The sequence below is a fragment of the Paraburkholderia aspalathi genome (assembly GCF_900116445.1).
In the GTDB taxonomy this organism is placed as follows: domain Bacteria; phylum Pseudomonadota; class Gammaproteobacteria; order Burkholderiales; family Burkholderiaceae; genus Paraburkholderia; species Paraburkholderia aspalathi.
On sequence record NZ_FPBH01000041.1, the window covers coordinates 48,595 to 67,068 of the forward strand.

The following is an 18,474-nucleotide window of genomic DNA, read 5'->3' on the forward strand; positions in this document are numbered from 1 at the left end:
ATTCGAGGCGATCCGGTTTTTTTGGAGGGACAGACTTCAAATGAGTACACCTACGACTGCTCAGCGTATCGGCCGTTTTGCATACGACGCACGCGCGGAGCATCTTACGCCTGGCACAAGGGCAATCTTCAAGCGGAATATTCTCGACAGCCTGGGTTGCGCCATAGCAGCGCTGCCAGGTAAGCCGTTCAAGGCGCTTCGCGATCAGTTCGACGAGTACCGTGGCTCGGGGACCTGTTCATTGATTGGCGGCGGTAAGACTTCGCCCGATCAGGCCGCGTTGTACAACACGGGTTTGGTCAGGTACGTCGACTTGCTGGATAGCTACATGTCTCCTGGCGGACTATGTCATCCAAGCGATAACTTCGGAACCATTCTGGCCGCTGCTGAACATGCGTCCGCAAGTGGCGAGGAGTTCATGCTGGCATTGGCGACGTCCTACGAGATTGGCTGCCGCATTACGGCGATAGTTCCTGTTATGGCCAAGGGGTTCAATCACGCAATCCAGTTGGCGATGTCTGCCGCGGCAGGGTCGGGAAAGCTGTTCGGTCTCGATGCCGATCAGATCGCAAACGCGATTGCAATCGCAACGATCGACAACATTTCGCTGTCGTGTGTGCATTCCGAACCGGTTTCGCAGTGGAAGGGCTTTTCTCCCGGTATCACGGGTATGAGAGCCGTTTATTCAGCGTCTCTTGCCAAGCGTGGCTTTACAGGCCCTCTGCGCCTTTTTGAGGGTCCCAATGGTCTGGTGCGAATGTTTGACCAACCGCTCGAAGTCGATTGGGAAGACCAGCGGCTCGAGGTCGTTCACCAGACGGTCATGAAGAAATACTGCTCGCTTATTCACGGTCAGCCCGTTCTCGAAGCTACGCTCGCGTTAAAGCGCAAACATGGTTTGAAGGGCAGTGACGTGGATGAAGTCCAATGCGACATCTTTCAGACTGGATTTGAAATTGCCGGCGGCGGCAGCTTCGGCCCAAAGGATAACCCGCAGACTAAAGAGCAGGCGGACTACAACCTCAAGTACCTGATCGCTGCAGCGTTGCTTGACGATCAGGTTGGCCCGGCTCAGCTCGAGCCCGAGCGTGTACAGGCTGCCGATGCACAGGCGTTGCTCAGGCGAGTGACTGTAAAGCCTGATGCCGAATTCTCGGCGCAGTATCCGCGCGAGCTAAACACGCGTGTGACGATCAAATGCAAGGATGGTCGTGTGTTGGCCGAGGAGCATGTGGGATTCGAAGGCGGATTGGATAACCCGTTCACGTGGGAACGTACCGTCGAGAAATTCAACTGGTTGAGCGAACAGTACGCGGACCAGGTGCTTCGAAATCAGATCATCGATCTGGTTTCAACGCTGGAGCAACACTCAATTGAAGAGTTGATGACCATTTTGGTGAAGGTAAGTCCTGAACCACGATTCCCGGTTATGCATCCGGGGATTCAATAGTCCAGAGAGATTTTTAGGAGATATATATGGCACTCATTTCTTGTGACATGCGTTTTGGTCGGACCGACGAACAGAAGCGACTGCTTGCTGCCGGATTACTCCGGGTGGTCAGCGCCGCGACGGGCGAGACGAAGAACGACATTTTTCTCGTGATTCGCGAAGGACGCGGAATCAACTTCGTCGAGCACGGTGAGCATCTTCCCGAATATGTCGAGGGTGCGGCGAACGACAAAGAACTTATTGAGCGTCTTAAATAGAACTACCGGAGAGCCATCATGCCTTTCATCGAATGCCATATCAAGACCGGTCTCACGCATCAACGACGTGAACAACTTATCAGGGACATCATCCAGGTCACGCACGACTCGATCGGGTCGGATCCGAAGATCATTAACGTGATTTTGCATGAACATCCGGCTGAAAATATCAGCATTTCCAGTCGGATCAATGGGGAGGACTTCAAGAAATCCGCAGGATAGCCGCGCGAAATTTCGCGTTAAGGACTTCCTCTGCGTTCCGCCGACGTCGCGTCCGGCGGCCAGCGTTTCAGATGTATGCGGCGGCGATAGACCATATGACGAAGCCATAAGTTCGTTTATTTCGGGCTTCTATGAGAATCAGGTTCTTTGAGCTAAATAATACGTAGTACAAAAAATATGGAGGAGATATGAGTAGAGCAACGATGGAGGTGGACAGTGCCGACACCGGACGTGAAAGGGTGGGGCTGGCAATAGTCCTGACGCTTGTGGAGGTGTTGATGTTTTTTGGATTCATTACGCTTGCCGCCGCGTCGCCGGCAACGCTCGCTTCGCCAGTGGTAGAGGGGTCAAACATTACGCTTGCGTTTCTGTACGGAATAGTAATTCTGGTCGCTGGCGTGCTGCTTATCGGGTTGTATGTACTGATCGAAAATGCCGCAGACTCGCGAGATTTCGTATCGACACAGCCGAAAGTTATCCGTTGATTACCTGGTGACCTGCTATGACTATTCATCGGTGTGGTGCTTTGCTCGCGCTGTCATTTTCCATATGCGTTGTGAGCACCGAATCCTTTGCCGCTGGAAGCGGCGTCGGTAACGGGAACGGCGTCGCAATAGTGTTCTTTCTTGCCTTCGTTCTTGCGACACTGGCTATTACCTACTGGGCCGCGAAGCGCACCAGATCGACCGACGATTTCTACGCGGCTGGCGGCGAGATAACGGCGTTTCAGAATGGTCTTGCAATCGCGGGTGACTTCATGTCGGCCGGTGCGTTCCTTGGCCTGACAGCTTTGGTGTTCAGTAGCGGATTTGATGGTCTGGTCTATGCAGTTGGGTATTCGACGGGGATGCCGATTGTTGTCTTTCTGGTGGCAACCAGGCTGCGAAAACTCGGTAAGTATACGGTCGCAGATGCGGTTTCCGTGCGTCTTGGCGAGAAGCCGATTCGCATCTTCTCGGCCTGCGCATCGCTATGCATTGTTTCGTTGTATCTCATCGCGCAAATGGTAGGGGCGGGGCAGTTGATCAAGCTGCTGTTCGGCATCGACTACATATACGCCGAAATCCTTGTAGGCACGCTCATGATGTTTTATGTGGCCTTCGGAGGCATGGTCGCCACGACCTGGGTACAGCTCGTCAAGGCAGCGTTGCTGCTGACCGGCACACTTGTGATGAGCTTTCTGGTTTTGCGGCAATTCGACTTCAGCTTCTCCGAACTGTTGCGGCGCGCGGTGGAGATTCATCCAAAGGGCAATGCGATCCTGAGCCCCCAGTTTCTGGCCAGAGATCCCGTATCGGGATTCTCGTTGGGTCTCGCGGTGATGTTCGGTACTTCAGGCCTGCCGCATATTCTCATGCGCTTCTTCACGGTTCCTGATGCACGGGCCGCACGGGGGTCAGTATTTTGGGCCAGTGTATTTATGAACATATTCTTCGCCCTAGTGTTTGTCATCGGATTCGGATCTATCGCTCTGGTCGCCTCTAATCCGGACTTTCTGGATGCCGCGGGCAAGCCGCTGGGCGGGATAAACATGGTTGCCGTCCATCTTGCGAAGGCGGTGGGGGGAGACGCGTTGTTGGGGTTTATCTCGGCAGTTGCATTTGCCACCATCCTTGCGGTTGTGTCGGGATTGACGCTTGCCGGTTCTTCAGCGGTTTCGCATGACCTCTACGCCTGTGTGTTCCGCAAAGGTACGGCAAGTCAAGTGGATGAAGTGCGAGTATCGAGGATATCGACTTTGGTACTGGGCGTGGTCGCGGTGGTGTTGGGCATTGCATTCAGGACACAGAATGTGGCTTATATGCTTGGGCTCACGTTCTCGGTCGCCTGTAGCTCGACTTTTCCAGTGTTACTGCTTGCCCTTTACTGGAAACGATTGACCACGTTTGGGGCCGTTGCGGGAGGAACTGTCGGCTTGGTCTCCGCCGTATTGCTGACCATCGCAGGCCCGGCCGTCTGGGTGCATGTTATGGGGAATGCGAAGCCACTTTTCTCGATCGATCCGCCGACGATAGTGACTATGCCGCTCGCTTTTGTGACGTGCTGGCTGGTATCCGTGCTGGACCGCAGCAAACAGGCAGATACTGATCGGGCGCGGAGTGCTGTTCCACAAGAGCGTCGGGTGTTCGCGGGGCCGGTTGGCCACTAGATTCAGGAACGGCGGCGCATGAAAGTCGGATCGCCGTCAGGCAGTTGAGATTGCGAGCCAGTCAGTGCGGTGTTCCGGCGCGGGGAAAAGTGGCACTGCGTGTGTTCGGTTCGAAGGCGGATCCGCGAGGTCCGCCTTGCCCGTTTACGCTGCGTCTTTGCGTTGGATGCAAAACGTCTGAACTTTGGACTGTCTCGAACCTATCTGGCGTTTGCGGAAATGACCAATGGGAATTGTATCCGTTGGATGTTTAATTTCGCTTTGATGTAGGATGGAAGAGAAGTTCTATCAAGGTTGTGGACATTTCATACAGGTGCGAAGCATGGACGTTGCCGACCTCAAGGTCTTCGAAGCCGTAGCTCGTCATGGCAGTATGAACCGGGCGGCTACCGAGCTAAATACCGTTCAGTCGAACGTGACAGCGCGAATTCGAGCTCTGGAGCGGGAGGTCGGAGTCGTTCTCTTTCAGCGCCATGTGCGCGGCGTGAGCTTGACCCCTGCGGGGCAGCGCTTGCTCCCGTATGCCGCGCGTATCGCGAAGCTCATTACGGATGCCAGGATAGCTGCGCTGGATGACGGCGCACCGGGAGGCGCTCTCACACTTGGAACGCTCGAGACGACGGCGGCGCTTAGGCTTTCTCCGATATTGAGTAATTTTGCTCGAATGTATCCGCAGGTTCGGCTATCCCTGACGACCGGAACGAGTTGCGGTCTCACTGCCGATGTAGCGGAATGTCGGCTGGATGGGGCATTCATAGCAGGTCCGCTGGACCATCCGGACCTTCACACCGAGACGGTCTTTCATGAGGAACTGGTTCTGGTCACACCGCGCACCATGCGCTCGCTGGAGGTGATCAGATCGGTACCGGACCTTAAAACAATTGTCTTCCGTTTGGGTTGCTCTTACCGTCAGCGGCTCGACACCTTGCTTACCGAAATGGGGGTGCTCACGGCCGCGCCGCTCGAATTTGGTTCTATGGATGCGATCATTGCCTGCGTCGCTGCGGGTATTGGTATCACGCTTTTGCCACGAGGCGTGGTCTCGACGGCAGCGGAACAGGATCTCGTCAGTATCCACACGATATCGCCAGAGACGGCGCACGTCGAAACGCTGTTTATCCGGCGGCATGATGCTTATGTCTCGAGTGCAATGCAGGCTTTCGTTGACGTGGCACGGTCCCAGCTCGGGCCGATGATGGCCGCCGCATAGACGCGGGGCCCATAGCCGTTCGCGATTCAGTCTGCCTGTTTGAAGGCATGATGTGTCGATTTATGCCGAATTCCGGTCGATGGTTTTAATCTGGAGTTGACTTACCCGCAGACAGCACAGCGCGTCAATTCCGACGTGAATAACGCTTCGCCTTCTGTCGTCTTTGCAGCTCTCTCTCCCGTTTATTTTTCTTCAGAAGCTAACTCACGGTTAGCAGCGATGGTGCTTTTCTGATCAGCGCCGGTGCCTGTTCGTCTCCGTGATTAGCCAGGCGACACTGTTGCGCAGACGGCAACAGAATACGTAACCTGTTCACTTGTTCTCGGCAAGCTACCTGGATACGATAACTGCGTGAGCGTCGCCAATATGATCGCCACGCCACGAACAAATCCGTTAGTGATCCTGACACAATTCAAACATTTGTCGCACGCACATGCCACACTCATGGAGTCTGATTTGAACAAGCACCTGATTGCAGTCGGCATTCTTGCCGTGATCGCCGGCTCAGCCATGGCGACCCCGACAACTTACAACCTTGACCCGAGGCACACTTATCCGAGTTTCGAAGCCGACCATTTTGGCGGTATTTCGGTGTGGCGGGGCAAGTTCACGAAAAGCAGCGGCGTAGTGACGCTTGACGTCGCGGCGAAGACTGGCACGGTCGACGTGTCGATTGACACCGCGTCGATCGACACCGGAAATGTGCCACTCGATACGCGCGTGAGGTCGGCAGATTTCCTCGATGCCAGCAAATACCCGAGCGCGACATTCAAAGGCAGTGCGCTCCGTTTTGACGGCGACACGCCGGTCGAAGTCTCAGGTGACTTTACGTTTCACGGGGTAACCAAGCCGCTGACGTTGAAGATTGATTCGTTCAAGTGCTTCATGAACCCGTTGATCAAGAAAGAAGTGTGCGGTGCAGAAGCCAGCGCACAATTCGACCGCGCGGACTACGGCGTTGCTTGGGGCACCAATTACGGTTTCAAGACGCTGACCCGCCTGCAGATTCAGGTTGAAGGCGTGAAGGCGGATTAGTCTGTAGGCGGCATCGACAACTACCCGGTGCCGCCATCGCGAACGTAACTTTCCGTCCTTATTCGCCACTTCCCTGAGTCGGTGTCCTTAGCAAAACGAAAAACGGCCGAACCACCCCGCTCAGCAGTTCACGGTCGGGATTGGCGCGGGCCAGAACCCGGAGGCCCAGGATAGTGCTCAGTGCCAGCCGCGCGATGTCGGCTGGAGGTTGCGAGGTAAGGATTGATCCGTCGCGCTGCCCAGCCGCGACACATTCGCGGACACATTTTTCGATTTCGCCAAACACCCCGGTTACAACATCTCTGAAGCCCTGGTCGTGCGGCGCCACTTCCAGCGCCGTGTTCACGACAAAACACCCCTTGTGAAGCGTGTCGGCGAGCGCTTCGTCAATCGTCGCGTCGAAGTACCGCTCCAATGCCCGTAAGGGCGGCTCATCGCCTCCGAAAATCACCGAGCAGGTCTCAAGCGCCAGACGGACATACCGATCGAGCACGAGACGGTAGATGGCTCTCTTATCACCGAACGCGTTGTAGAGGCTTGGCGTAGTCATTCCGGTGAGGTCGGCGAGGTCGCGCATCGATGTCGCCTCATAGCCGTTATTCCAGAAGCGCTGCATTGCGGCTTCGAGCACCGTGTCTTCGTCGAATTCCCTGGGCCTGGCCATCTGGATCCTTCGGTTAGTGGTGAGAGTGAACAACCCAAAACTCATTTTATCGCGATCGTCACAAAAAACTGTTGCGGGTTTTCTGACGTTCGTCATAAAATACGTGGAGTCGATGTCGCACCCGGCCTCGACCGTCGAACTGCAGCGCATCTCAACCGATCCGCATTGCCCCAGGGCAAGGAAAATTCATCATGGTGAAAGTATTTGCTCTCCGCGACTCCACCCACGGACACGCCGAAAAACTTGCACGAGTTATGGCCGATGGCGCGCGTTCGGAGGGTGCAGACGTGACGGTAAAGTGTGACTGGCGTCACGGCATCCTGCGTCCGTTCTCGAATCGGGGATGCCCGTCCCCCCAGCCTAAGGAGCTGGGCATGTCCGCAGCCGTTTCGTCCACGTTCTCCCGCCGTTTCCGCCGAGTCGTCGCCGGTCTTGCCGTCAGCCTGGTGCTGGGCACCGTGTCGGCGTACGCGGCGCCCACGCCTTTTCCGGCCGACTTCCGCACCTCGCAGGTGGTGAACGACGACGCGACGATCAACGTCCGCGTCGGCGGCCACGGACCCGCGGTCGTGCTGATTCACGGCTTCGGCGAGACCGGCGACATGTGGTCGCCGATGGCCGCCGCGCTCGAGAAGGATCACACCGTCATCGTGCCCGACCTGCGCGGCATGGGCCTGTCCTCGCACCCCGCCGGCGGCTACGACAAGTGGACTCAGGCCGGCGACATCCGCGCCGTGCTCGACAAGCTCGGCATCGATCGCGCCGACATCGTGGGCCACGACATCGGCGTGATGGTCGCGTACGCCTACGCGGCACGCTATCCGGACAAAACAACCCGCCTCGTCGTGATCGATTCGCCGGTACCCGGCATCCCGCCATGGAACCAGATCGTGCGCATGCCTGCGTTGTGGCACTTCAACTTCGGCGGCCGGGACGCCGAGCGCCTGGTCGCCGGCCGCGAGCGCATCTACCTCGACCGCTTCTGGGACGAGTTCGCCGGCGATCCGTCGAAGATCGACGAAGCGACCCGCCGCCACTACGCCGCGATCTACGCCAGACCTGGCGCGATGCATTCAGCGTTCGCCCAGTTCCTCGCGATCGACCAGAAGGATGATGCCGACAACCTCAAGGCGATGCAGACGAAGCTGACGATGCCGGTGCTCGCGATCGGCGCAGAGAAGGCCTTCGGCGCCAACGTAGCGGTCCAGATGCGCAACGCGGCGACGAACGTGCAGGAAGTCATCGTGCCGAACGCCGGTCACTGGCTAATGGAGGAGGCACCTGCGCCGACAATCGCAGCGGTACAGAACTTCCTCGCAGCGAACTGAGTCCGGCAGCCGCTACTGCACCGCGGCTCTGGCGACGTTCAATGAACGCACGCCAAGCCCGCACTCTTTACGACACAGGTTCGTATCGCTGGCTTCGGCGGCGTTGCGGGCCTAGTGACTCATGCGTCCGCATCGGGCGCGCCTTCACGCCAGATGAATCAGGCCGTCGCCGCGCACTAGTCGAGCCCCATCACACGTCGCCGACGGCTTGGCGTGGTTTAAATTCCGTTATCTGGAGCCGCCCCAAAAAATCGGGAATGCTCTATCACCAGGTGTATTTCGCGTTGGCTAGCACGGTTCGCTCGTTGCCGAATGCGCAGACCGAGTACGATTGGCAGCCGCTGATGTAGTGACGGTCGAACAGGTTTGCCGCATTCAGTGTGAAACGCCAGTTGCGCATCTGATAGTGGAGTGCCGCGTCGTACAGCGTATAGCTTGCGACCGTCAGCGAGTTGTCCGGCGCACCCGCGGATGCGCTCTGGTAGCGGATCCCTCCACCGATCCCGAAGCCGGCGAGCGCTCCTGTATGCCATGACCAGTCGGTCCACAGCGACGCCATCTGGCGAGGACGAGGAATGTCGACCGGCCAGTTGTTCAGCGACGCGTCGTTTGCCTTTACGTTCTTCACGTCCTGATAGATGTATGACGCGATAATGGAGAGTTCGCGCGTGACGTTTCCGACCGCGCTCAGCTCGATACCGCGCGAACGCACCTCCCCGGTCTGCACGGAAGACGTTCCTGTCGGATCGAGGTTCGTCGGCGCCGGTGTCACGACGTTCGTCTGGTTGATCTGATAGACCGCTGCGCTCAACATCAGGTTCTTGCGGGCGGGCTGCCAGCGCAGGCCTGCCTCGATCTGCCTGCCGCGCGTCGGCTCGGGCAATCCGCCGCCGAGCATGTCCACGCCGATGACCGGATTGAACGATGTCGAATAACTAATGTATGGCGACAGCCCGTAGTCGCCTTCGTACGTGAGGCCGACACGACCGGAGAACGCGCTGACATCCTGTTTCGTCTGCAAGCGGGCCTCGTGGTCATCCAGGCGCGTGTTGACCCAATCCTCGCGGCCGCCGAGCGTCAAGGTCCAGCGGTTCCATTTGACCTGGTCCTGCGCGTACACGCCGAACGTGTTCATTGTCGTGTACTGGTCCTGGCGGCCGAGCGACGTCGGGCCCGAGAAGATCGCGGTCGTGACCGGCGTGTAGACCGGGTTGTAAAGGTTTAGCTCTGGCGCCAGCGCGAGCCACACGCTGTCGGTCGTCGTCTGCCGGTTGTACTGAAAGCCGAGCAACACAGTATGCTCGAGCTGGCCAGTACCAAAACGTGCCTGCGCGTTGTTGTCGATGTCGAAGCGGCTGTAGTTGGGCTGAAACAGTCCTGCGTAACGCGTGATATCGGTCGTGCTACCCTCGGCAAGGCCACCGCCAAAGACCGACGCGTCGCTAAGCGACAGGTGCATCCAGCGCAGGTTCTGGTTTAACGTCCAGATGGAATCGAGGTTGTGCGAGAACTGGTAGCCGAGCGACCACTGCTTCTTGTGGTAGTCATTGAATGTCGGTTCTCCCGTGTAGACGTCATGCGACAACTGCCCATTCGGGTTTGGCAGTACGGTGCCCTGCGCGGGCAGGAAGTTATGCGAAATATCATTCCAGTCTTGCAGGTAGGTCGCCGTGAACGTCAGCGAAGTGCCAGAATCCGGTCGCCAGCGAAACGACGGCGCAAGCGCGACGCGCTGGTCCGCATTCGGTCCGGTCACCGCGTTGCCGTCGCGCGCGTCGCCAACGAAGCGATATGCGTACTTACCGTCGGCGTCGAGCGTGTCGCCGATGTCGAACATTATCTGCTTGCGCGCGTAGTTGCCGACCTGCACATCCACCTCGCGCACGCGCTCGCCGTCGGCCCGCTTGCTTTGCACGTCGACGATCGCGCCCGGATCTCCTGCCCCATACAGAACCGACGTCGGCCCGCGTAGGACAGTGATGCTGTCGATCATGTACGGGTCGACGCGCCAACTCGCGATGGGTGTTGTATTCGGCGCTTGCAATCCGTCGATGAACAAGGTGGGAGTAAAGCCGCGCAGCACCGCATACAGGTCCGTGCGGCTGTCGGATCCAAACGATGCGAAGCCTGGTACGTAGCGCAGCGCCTGGTTGAGGTCGGTCGCGCCGGTCATCTCGATCTGCTGCGCAGTGACGACGTTGATCGTTTGAGGAACCTCGGTGATCGGTGTGTCGGTCTTCGTGCCGGTCACGGTGCGTTTGCCGACGAGCCCGACTGACGCCGCGTTTTCCACGTCTTTCACTTTGATTTCCGACAGCGTGACGTCGGGTTTCACATCGGCCTGTACCGCGACGCTTGCCGCTGGCATGTCGTTCGCTGGTTGTGCCACCTGCGCATTCGCATGGCCCGCAGTCGCTGCGCAAAATATCCCCTTGACTGCCACTGTGATTGCACGCTGCCTCGTGCCCATTGTCCACACCATCTTCTGCTGCTCCGTTTTGCTGGCAGCCTGCTCGGCCGGCCCGTTTGTCAAAGAGCGATAGCCGTCCGGCCGCCGCCTCGTTTGTCTCCGGTGAGCGTCGCACGCTTCAGTGGCGTGTCTCTCTTCGTTGCATTGCGCATGAGTGTTTCGAGGATATCGGCCGAAAGTTGCATTAGTTTGAAAACAGGCAGGCTACGTTAGCAGGCACGCGAGACGTCGTATGTTTCGTGCGGTGCGAGAGCAAGAACCTCGATGCTTGCGAAATCCAACGCTTCGAGGCAATGCCGCATGTCAGTCAAAAATGCAATGCAGGTGGGGTGAGCGGCGATCATGTTTTCTATCCATCGCTCTATGTCAGTCAGGCGTCCGTCCTTTGCAAGAACGGCCAGTTCCCGGCGATCGCTCTCTGGAGGAACGGCAACGGCGAACCCGTGTTTGCGTTGTGAACGAATAGGAGCAGAGCCGCCGGAAGAATGCTCTACGATGTTCGACGGCAACGCATCCTTATCTGCCGCAGATGGAACGATGAGTTCGAAGGTAAACGAGGTGCCGCGATGCGGCGCACTTGACACGCGCAAGTCGCCGCCCATGGTGTTGACAATGCGCTGCGCAATAATAAGGCCAAGCCCAGTGCTACCGTTCACAGCCTGTATCTGGCGAAAAGCCGTAAAGAGTTTCGACTGCGCTTCGACGTCGATGCCGATGCCGGTATCAGTGACCTCAAAACCCATGTGCCATTGATCGTCCTGCAGGCGCGCGCTCACCGTCATCGTGACGAAGCCGTCGCGGGTGAACTTGGATGCGTTCGAGAGCAGATTGAGCAATACCTGTTGCAACCGGCGGCCGTCGATCGTCAGTCGACGGGGCAACAACGTCAGTGCCTGATAGTTAAACTGATTGTTCAACTGCGAGCAGAGTGCGAGCGCGTATTCGGCAATGTCATCGAGAAGTGCAGGCAGATCGGTTGCGACCGGCGCGATATCCAATGGCTGCAACTCAGTTTTCGCGTACCCGACCAGTTCGTCGATCAGGCCGAGTTGATAGTTCACGCTGCGTTCGATTGCCTGGATAGGTTTCACCTGCTTCGAATCCGCCAGATCCCGCAACTGTCTGGCATAGCCCGTGATCGTAGCAAGCGGCGCACGGAGGTCATGACTCACGTAACCCAAGGTTTCGATCAGTTGCTGGTTTTTCTCCTCGGCGTAAAGCAATGCTTCGTTCAACTCCAATGTGCGCTGTGCAACCTGTTCGCGTAGTCGGTCGTGTTCGGTTCTTTGCCAGTCTGCGAGTTCGGTTCTTGCCGCGATTCGCTGCTTTCCGACGTGGTTTATCCACGCTGCGAGCACAATAAGGTTGGTGGCTAACCCAATAATTGCAACGACGGGGTTCGGGTGAATGTCGGACTTCAGCCAGGCGAGAGCTGTCGGCAAGGACCCGAGCGTTTCGAGCATGCGCAACGCAAAGCTGAACAGCGAGAAGATCATGACGAGCAGCATGATCCGCGCGGTGGGGGTCGACTGACGCGCGAGGTGTGCAGCGATAATCACCGTGAAGACGCCGAACAGCGCATTGACATACACGCCGACTTGCGCGAACACGAACAGATTGCCGAATGCGGCGCCTATTGCCGCAACGCACTCCAGAGACGCAAACCCGAACAGTATGTAGCGTGCTGGCAGGTTTGCTTTTTCGCTGTGAGAGATGCGCAGGATAAATACAATGAACAGCAGCACGGCGGTACATCCGAGCACCGTCACACTTCTCGCACTCCACTCGATTGCGAACGGCCACAGATATAACTTCGTATAGCCGCGATCCGCAGCTTCGAACAGCGCTGTCATGGCACACAGTGCTGTCAGGACGAGAAACGAGACACTGCGGGAAAAATAGGCGATGAGCAGCGCGCACCACGCCAGTGCAAGTGTGCCGCCAATCAATCCACCGTCCCAGAGCGCCGCGCGTTTCTCCAGCGCGTCGTATGCCGCTGCGGAATACAGCCTCGGTTCAAGCGTGAGTGCCGTATCGCTGGCTGCCCGGATGAGGAAAATGCGCTTCTCACCGGGAGCGAGCGTGAAATGCACCAACGAATAGCGGGATGAAAATGACTCGGATGCGGGTCGGGCAGGATCGATGCCCTCACGTGCCCAGTGGCCACTGGACACCGTGTAAAAGTCCACTTTCTGAAGGCGCGCGTCCTGGAACACGAGCACGAGCGGGGCGGCTGCTGAACTACGGTTGCCCACCGCCACGCGGAGCCACCATGCCGAGCGAGTGAAACCTGGCTTCAATCGATTCCCCTGCACCGGAAGGAAGCCTGGCGCGGCTCCCGCGGACAGTGTGAGTATGTCGTCCAACCTCATCTTGCCCGAGACGTCTTCGAATACCTGCACCTGGTCCAGGGTGGGAACCTGTTGTGTCTGTTTCCCGGTGATGTCGAGACCGACGGCAAAAGAGTGAGTGGCCCACCAGCTCAGACATAAGAATAGTAAGCGGTGCCACCGGGCTGTAGTCATGATGTCGTTACTCTGCCTCGAGGGTGGGTTCCGCGGTATCAACCAGGTCCCGACTGCGATATTCCTCTCGATAGGTTGAGGGGGGCATGCCAAACCGCTCACGAAAGGCCGTGGCGAAATTTGCAGCACTGGAAAAGCCAATTTCTTCGGCGATGCTGGCAATACTCAATGACGTGCTGCTCAACAGCTTTTGTGCAATCCGCAGGCGCTCGTCCCGGAGATACTCGAATACTGTCCGGCCCAGGTTGTCCCTGAACGCACGCGACAGTCGTTTTTCATTGGTCCCCACGAGGCGCGCGAGTTGCTCGACCGTTGGCGCATCGTTCAGCCTTTGCGACAAATGTCGAATGGCTGCGCGAACGATGACGCTGTTGCCGGTGAAGTCCGAAGCGGATACCTCATCTTCCGTATCCCGATTGCCGCGTGTCCGGGCAAGGTGAACGCGAATCCGTGCAAGTACCTCGTCCGCCTCGAATGGCTTGAGCACGTAGTCCACGCCACCGATTTCCAGACCGTTGATCCGATCGTGAAGGTCACCAGCCACGGTGAGAAATATGACGGGAATCGCAGAGGTGCGAGGGTCCGCGGCAAGAAGCCGGCAGGCGGCGAATCCGTCCATCCGCGGCATCCGTACGTCCATCAGGATCAGGTCGGGTGAAATCGCCAGTGCTCGTTGATACGCCTGTGACCCGTCGAATCCGACGCTGATCCGGCATCCAGCCTTGCGCAGCACATCAATTAGCAATCGAAGCTGGTCTGGCTGGTCGTCTACCACAAGAAGATGGGCATCCGTGAGAGCACTGTTTCGGGGCGACATCGTGTAGGCGAAATAAGCTGACGGGTAACCGTCTGGTTAACGGCGGCTGATTGCGCAGCTTGAGGCTCGCGCGGATCGGTCGCCAGCATAGAGCCGCGAAGCGTACCAGATTGTTAATTCAATTTAAATCGAGCGGTTTCCACACGGATATCAAAAGAATTTTCCCTCCGGCAAAGCATTTCGTCCCTCCGGCAAAACGATCGTGGCAGTAACGCTGCCCATAATTCCTCGCGTCCTTACGAAAAATTTCTAATTCAAAAATTTGTAGCCGTGGGTATCAGTGGCTTGACTGTGGCGGTCTACGCGTTGTAGCGACCGCCGCTATGGAACGGCGTGCCGAGAAAAACCAGATGGCATGGGCAAGCTAAAGACTCAGATAGAGCGTGACGGAGACCAGACATGAATCCTTTTATTGGCCATCAGACGAGTGAGAGCGGAACGTAATGAACAAGAGCAGATATAAATTGGTTTGGAATCGCCGATTTGGCGCGCTGGTCGCGGCAGCGGAGACGCAACGCGGCGTGCAGGGCGAAGCGGGACAAGCGGAAATAGGGCAGGTCGGTCGACCGCTGAAGTCGAAAGTAGCACTGGCTGCACTTACGGCGCTCACGCTCTCGGCTGGATATGCACATGCAGATAACCTGGCAGTTGGCGGCGAGGTCGGAGGGACGACTGCAACGATAGGGGGTGCTACGGCTCCGTCCGCGAGTACAGGCGGGACCCTTCCCGCTGTAGCCGGTGACGCGAGCAACACGAGTCAGAATACGGCGGTCGGGATCAATGTCACCGCTAATGGCGGAGCCGCAACCGCGCTGGGTGATACGGTAACGGCAAGCGGCCAGAATGCCACGGCAGTTGGCGCAAATTCGGTCGCAAGCGGCACCAGAGCAGTAGCTTTCGGCGGTGGATCGAGCGCGGTTAATGCTGACTCGACTGCGATTGGTGCTCTGGCACACACTACTGCGCAGTTCTCAACGGCGGTCGGCACCAATAGTTCAGCCGCTGGCGGAACGGCGGTGGGTTTTCAGGCGAACGCGAGCGCGGCTGACGCTACGTCCATCGGTGTGGATTCCGTTGCATCCGGGATCGGTAGCGTTGCAATTGCCCGCGCACAGGCAACTGCCCAGAACGCAATCGCTATTGGTGAGAATGCCTCGGCAGGTGATGTGAATACCGTAGCGTTAGGGACCGGGTCGAACGCATCCACCAACAGCGCCACGGCAATTGGTCCCTTAGCGACGGCAAGCGGCGGCAGCTCGACGGCGCTCGGCAACTCAAGCTTGGCGAGCGGGGGATCGGCTATTGCAATTGGTCAGTCTTCAACCGCATCAGCAATTACTTCTGTCGCGCTTGGATTTAATGCGAAAGCCGCATCGGCCAACGCGATTGCGCTGGGCACGCTCACACAAGCGACGGGCGCAAATTCAATCGCGATCGGTAACGCAGCCGCGGCTTCGACCGCAGAATCGACAGCGCTCGGTTCCGGCGCGGTCACACGTGCGGCAACGAACGTGAGTAGCGTCACGCTGAACGGCGTCACCTTCGGTGGCTTCGCAGGCGCGACGCCGACCGGCGTCGTGAGTATCGGCGCGGTCGGTCAGGAACATCAGTTGCAAAATGTCGCCGCGGGTCAGATCAGCGCCACCAGCACGGACGCGGTGAACGGCTCGCAGCTTTTCTCGATTGCTTCGCAGGTTTCGGCACTCTCGAGCAATCTGACGTCAATCACCACCACGGTCGACAGGATTTCGACATCCGGCTCGAATGGCACGGTTGCAGACCCGACAGGTACAGCAGTGGGTAACAATTCGGTCGTATCCGTTCCCAATGGAACGGCTGTTGGTAACGGCTCGAATGTCTCGGGTCAAGATGGTACGGCCATCGGCACGAACTCGACTGTCACGGCTGCGCGTGCAACCGCCATCGGCACGAATTCCAAAGTCACCGGCACGGATTCGACTGCAATCGGCACCAACAGCCAGGCCACCGCGAATAATTCGGTTGCCTTGGGTGCAAATTCAGTTGCAGACCGGGACAACACGGTTTCGGTCGGTGCGCCGGGTGCTGAGCGTCAGATTACCAACGTTGCAGACGGTACGGCTCCGACTGATGCGGTCAACGTGCGACAGCTGAATGGTGCAATCAACAGCGTTCGCGACGACATGCAGAAATATCGCCGTGACGCGAGCGCGGGTACAGCATCCGCAATCGCCATGGCGAACTTGCCGCAAGCTGTGTTGCCGGGTGAGAAGGTTGTAGCACTCGCGGCCGGCAACTACGGCGGGCAGTCCGCGATGGCTGTGGGTCTTTCGGTCGCGACGCAAAAGTGGATGGTCAAAGGCTCAGTCACAACGGGGGTCTCTGGTCACGGCTCCGTGGGTGCAGGCGCGGGCGTTGGCTATCGCTGGTAAGTAATTTGCCGGTATCCCGCTGCCGTCGCCCTTGTGTTGCGACAGCGGGCGTAGCGCCTGGAGTTAGCAGAGGAAGACCATGTTCATAAAAGTGCGAAGCGGCACGAAAAGAAAATGCTTCGATAAACCGCTCCTACTTCTACAAAAAACGAATCAGTCGGCGCGGGCAGACACTGAAGGAATAGAAACGTCTGGGAACACAGCACCACGAATGAATTTCCATTTCATTTTCACTCCATGGCTTTCATAAGGGCGTGAGAGCAATGGCGAGGCTGGAAGAGTCTTCGTTATCTGTCTTGCATGAATTTTATTAATAAGAATTGTTTCACAAAACTGACTTAAAAAAGTACCGGGCAGAGCGCCGGGAATTCATAATCTCTTAAGGAAATTCTGACCGATATTTAGCTTGTTCTGGTGACGAATGAATTTTGAAATCAAGTACGTTGCACGCATCAATGACCATCGCAGCACGGCTCGGCAGCTCTTGATAGCGCTTTATGGCCGCGACGCGAACGCCATGCAGTGTCGAGCGCGACACAGTCAAAAGGCGAATTCGCAATAGGTCCATGGTCGCAAAGGCTTTTTGTAGACAAATTAAAAGACCTATGAGAAAGTTCCCGCGGGCACTTATCTTTCTTTCCATTACACGATTTAATAAAGAGAGATGTCGCATTCAGTGCGAATGGCTTGGCGGCCTTTGTCTCACATAGTGCTCAAGATGCTGCGAGAAAGAAAACGGTGCGTGTAGCCTGGCGCAAAACTATTTGTCATGCCACGAGCCGAGAGAACGTTGCAACAGGCTACTGAGGGGGCAGTAACGATGAATATCCCAGTCGGAATAGAGCCGGGCACTGGCTCAGCGAAGAAAGCGCATCAGTTTGGCCGCCGATTGGCGCTCCGCCACGCGACCGCCCTTCCTCTGCGTCCCCCCTTCGGACCTTCATAACCCAGACATTCGTCGATCGTCTCAGCGGCCAGCTCGCCGAAAACTGGCCATCTGACCGACCCTCATCGTCTACTTAGTCATGCGAATTCCTACGCCAGCGTGGGTATTCGCTCGCGCTCAGGATTCGTCATTCACCGAGGGCGGAAGCAACTTGCCTCAGTTCCAACACTGAAGCAACGCGCGCCGTAGTGAGACGTTTTAAACACTATAAATAGGCATCCTGAATAATCAGGACGCATGCACACGCTCGCACTTATGAACTTCTCATTTCAATTATCTGGTGAGGCAACGACATGAACAAAGCATATCGGACCATCTGGAACAAGGCGCTTGGCGCCTTCGTGGCCGCGTCGGAGTTGGACTCGTCGCGTGGCAAGGGAAAGTCGGGAGCGGCTGCTTCTATATGCGACGCACGCAGTGGCGAGCAGGGTGCCGCGGTGTCGCACGGTTCGAGTCCGCGGGTCCTGACCATTCTGTTGCTGATTGGCGTGGGGGGATGGGGCGCGCAGGCACAGGCGCAGCTGAGCTGCGCGTCGGCGCCCTATAACTTCTATAGTGGCAGCACGACGTGTGTGGGCCAACAGTCTACCGCCTCTGGCGGCGGAGCAACTGCGGTAGGTTATGGCGCCAGCAGCACGGGCATTAATGCCTTGTCCTTCGGCTTTCAGGCCATTGCCAATGGTATCAACGCCATTTACGTGGGCGCGCGTACAGCTGCGGGCACCGGCGCGACGGCGCAGTCGGCGATTGGCATCGGTACGGATGTCGCCGCTAGCGGCTCGGGGGCCATCGGGATTGGCGTTGACGCTGTCTCGAGCGGCAACCAGTCGACTGCCGTCGGCGCCTTGGCGAAGGCAACTGGAGATAACGGCGTTGCACTGGGTGCGAGCGCCAACGCTGCCGCGTCAGGCGCCGTCGCATTGGGCGGCGGCGCCACCGGTTCGCAAACCAACGGTATAGCCGTTGGTGCGGGAGCCAGTGCCACCGGTG

14 protein-coding genes are annotated in these 18,474 nt (G+C 57.7%); 10 read left to right on the forward strand and 4 right to left on the reverse strand.

All coding sequences use genetic code 11. The features are described 5' to 3' along the window. Positions 1 to 40: 40 nt before the first annotated feature. The 7 genes from BM438_RS39230 to BM438_RS39260 all read left to right on the forward strand — a co-directional run bounded on the left by BM438_RS39230 (position 41) and on the right by BM438_RS39260 (position 6,323). Positions 41 to 1,450: an MmgE/PrpD family protein gene (locus tag BM438_RS39230; protein WP_093645832.1), complete on the forward strand. Its 1,410-nt coding sequence runs from the start codon at positions 41 to 43 to the stop codon at positions 1,448 to 1,450. 26 nt (positions 1,451 to 1,476) lie between these two features. Next, positions 1,477 to 1,707, forward strand: coding sequence for a tautomerase family protein (locus tag BM438_RS39235; RefSeq protein WP_054035934.1), 231 nt, complete (start codon positions 1,477 to 1,479; stop codon positions 1,705 to 1,707). An 18-nt stretch (positions 1,708 to 1,725) separates the two neighbouring features. Further along, on the forward strand, positions 1,726 to 1,929 hold the full coding sequence (locus BM438_RS39240) for a tautomerase family protein (RefSeq protein WP_093645835.1): 204 nt from the start codon (positions 1,726 to 1,728) through the stop codon (positions 1,927 to 1,929). A 188-nt stretch (positions 1,930 to 2,117) separates the two neighbouring features. Further along, entirely contained in the window at positions 2,118 to 2,414 is a 297-nt protein-coding gene (locus BM438_RS39245; RefSeq protein ID WP_093645837.1) for a DUF485 domain-containing protein, read from the forward strand. Positions 2,415 to 2,431: 17 nt separating this feature from the next. Beyond that, entirely contained in the window at positions 2,432 to 4,078 is a 1,647-nt protein-coding gene (gene actP, locus BM438_RS39250) for a cation/acetate symporter ActP (protein WP_093645839.1), read from the forward strand. 322 nt (positions 4,079 to 4,400) lie between these two features. Continuing rightward, positions 4,401 to 5,288 (forward strand): LysR family transcriptional regulator, encoded by an 888-nt coding sequence (locus BM438_RS39255; RefSeq protein WP_093645861.1) that lies wholly within the window; start codon positions 4,401 to 4,403, stop codon positions 5,286 to 5,288. 444 nt (positions 5,289 to 5,732) lie between these two features. Beyond that, positions 5,733 to 6,323, forward strand: coding sequence for a YceI family protein (locus BM438_RS39260; RefSeq protein ID WP_093645863.1), 591 nt, complete (start codon positions 5,733 to 5,735; stop codon positions 6,321 to 6,323). A 58-nt stretch (positions 6,324 to 6,381) separates the two neighbouring features. Here the strand turns inward: BM438_RS39260 and BM438_RS39265 are convergent, their stop codons facing one another. Then, complete coding sequence (locus BM438_RS39265) at positions 6,382 to 7,020, reverse strand: TetR/AcrR family transcriptional regulator (protein ID WP_244179551.1); 639 nt, start codon at positions 7,018 to 7,020, stop codon at positions 6,382 to 6,384. 341 nt (positions 7,021 to 7,361) lie between these two features. Here BM438_RS39265 and BM438_RS39270 point away from each other — a divergent pair, with 341 nt between their 5' ends. Beyond that, positions 7,362 to 8,315 carry an alpha/beta fold hydrolase gene (locus tag BM438_RS39270; RefSeq protein ID WP_093645842.1) on the forward strand — a complete coding sequence of 318 codons (954 nt, stop codon included), beginning with the start codon at positions 7,362 to 7,364 and terminating at the stop codon, positions 8,313 to 8,315. Positions 8,316 to 8,580: 265 nt separating this feature from the next. On the opposite strand, the gene BM438_RS39275 is transcribed toward BM438_RS39270, so the two are convergent. The 3 genes from BM438_RS39275 to BM438_RS39285 form a co-directional block, all read right to left on the reverse strand. After that, the gene (locus BM438_RS39275; protein WP_093645867.1) at positions 8,581 to 10,797 is read right to left on the reverse strand and encodes a TonB-dependent siderophore receptor; all 2,217 of its coding nucleotides are present in this window, start codon (positions 10,795 to 10,797) and stop codon (positions 8,581 to 8,583) included. Between the two features lie 197 nt (positions 10,798 to 10,994). After that, positions 10,995 to 13,352, reverse strand: a complete 2,358-nt coding sequence (locus BM438_RS39280) for a sensor histidine kinase (RefSeq protein WP_279630580.1) — start codon at positions 13,350 to 13,352, stop codon at positions 10,995 to 10,997. Continuing rightward, on the reverse strand, positions 13,318 to 14,127 hold the full coding sequence (locus tag BM438_RS39285; RefSeq protein ID WP_093645846.1) for a response regulator transcription factor: 810 nt from the start codon (positions 14,125 to 14,127) through the stop codon (positions 13,318 to 13,320). The genes BM438_RS39280 and BM438_RS39285 overlap by 35 nt, the downstream gene beginning before the upstream one ends. A gap of 443 nt (positions 14,128 to 14,570) precedes the next feature. On the opposite strand from BM438_RS39285, the gene BM438_RS39290 reads away from it, so the two are divergent. Together BM438_RS39290 and BM438_RS39295 are read left to right on the forward strand one after the other, a co-directional pair. Next, entirely contained in the window at positions 14,571 to 16,538 is a 1,968-nt protein-coding gene (locus BM438_RS39290; RefSeq protein ID WP_093645849.1) for a YadA family autotransporter adhesin, read from the forward strand. A 1,239-nt stretch (positions 16,539 to 17,777) separates the two neighbouring features. After that, on the forward strand, positions 17,778 to 18,474 hold a 697-nt coding region (locus BM438_RS39295; protein WP_279630581.1), incomplete at its 3' end, for an ESPR-type extended signal peptide-containing protein.

Coding starts and splice junctions, on each gene's coding strand:
- actP (WP_093645839.1), top strand. CDS start 2,432: ATGACTATTCATCGGTGTGGTGCTTTGCTCGCGCTGTCATTTTCCATA.
- BM438_RS39285 (WP_093645846.1), bottom strand. CDS start 14,127: ATGTCGCCCCGAAACAGTGCTCTCACGGATGCCCATCTTCTTGTGGTA.
- BM438_RS39245 (WP_093645837.1), top strand. CDS start 2,118: ATGAGTAGAGCAACGATGGAGGTGGACAGTGCCGACACCGGACGTGAA.
- BM438_RS39275 (WP_093645867.1), bottom strand. CDS start 10,797: ATGGTGTGGACAATGGGCACGAGGCAGCGTGCAATCACAGTGGCAGTC.
- BM438_RS39260 (WP_093645863.1), top strand. CDS start 5,733: ATGGAGTCTGATTTGAACAAGCACCTGATTGCAGTCGGCATTCTTGCC.
- BM438_RS39240 (WP_093645835.1), top strand. CDS start 1,726: ATGCCTTTCATCGAATGCCATATCAAGACCGGTCTCACGCATCAACGA.
- BM438_RS39255 (WP_093645861.1), top strand. CDS start 4,401: ATGGACGTTGCCGACCTCAAGGTCTTCGAAGCCGTAGCTCGTCATGGC.
- BM438_RS39235 (WP_054035934.1), top strand. CDS start 1,477: ATGGCACTCATTTCTTGTGACATGCGTTTTGGTCGGACCGACGAACAG.
- BM438_RS39290 (WP_093645849.1), top strand. CDS start 14,571: ATGAACAAGAGCAGATATAAATTGGTTTGGAATCGCCGATTTGGCGCG.
- BM438_RS39230 (WP_093645832.1), top strand. CDS start 41: ATGAGTACACCTACGACTGCTCAGCGTATCGGCCGTTTTGCATACGAC.
- BM438_RS39270 (WP_093645842.1), top strand. CDS start 7,362: ATGTCCGCAGCCGTTTCGTCCACGTTCTCCCGCCGTTTCCGCCGAGTC.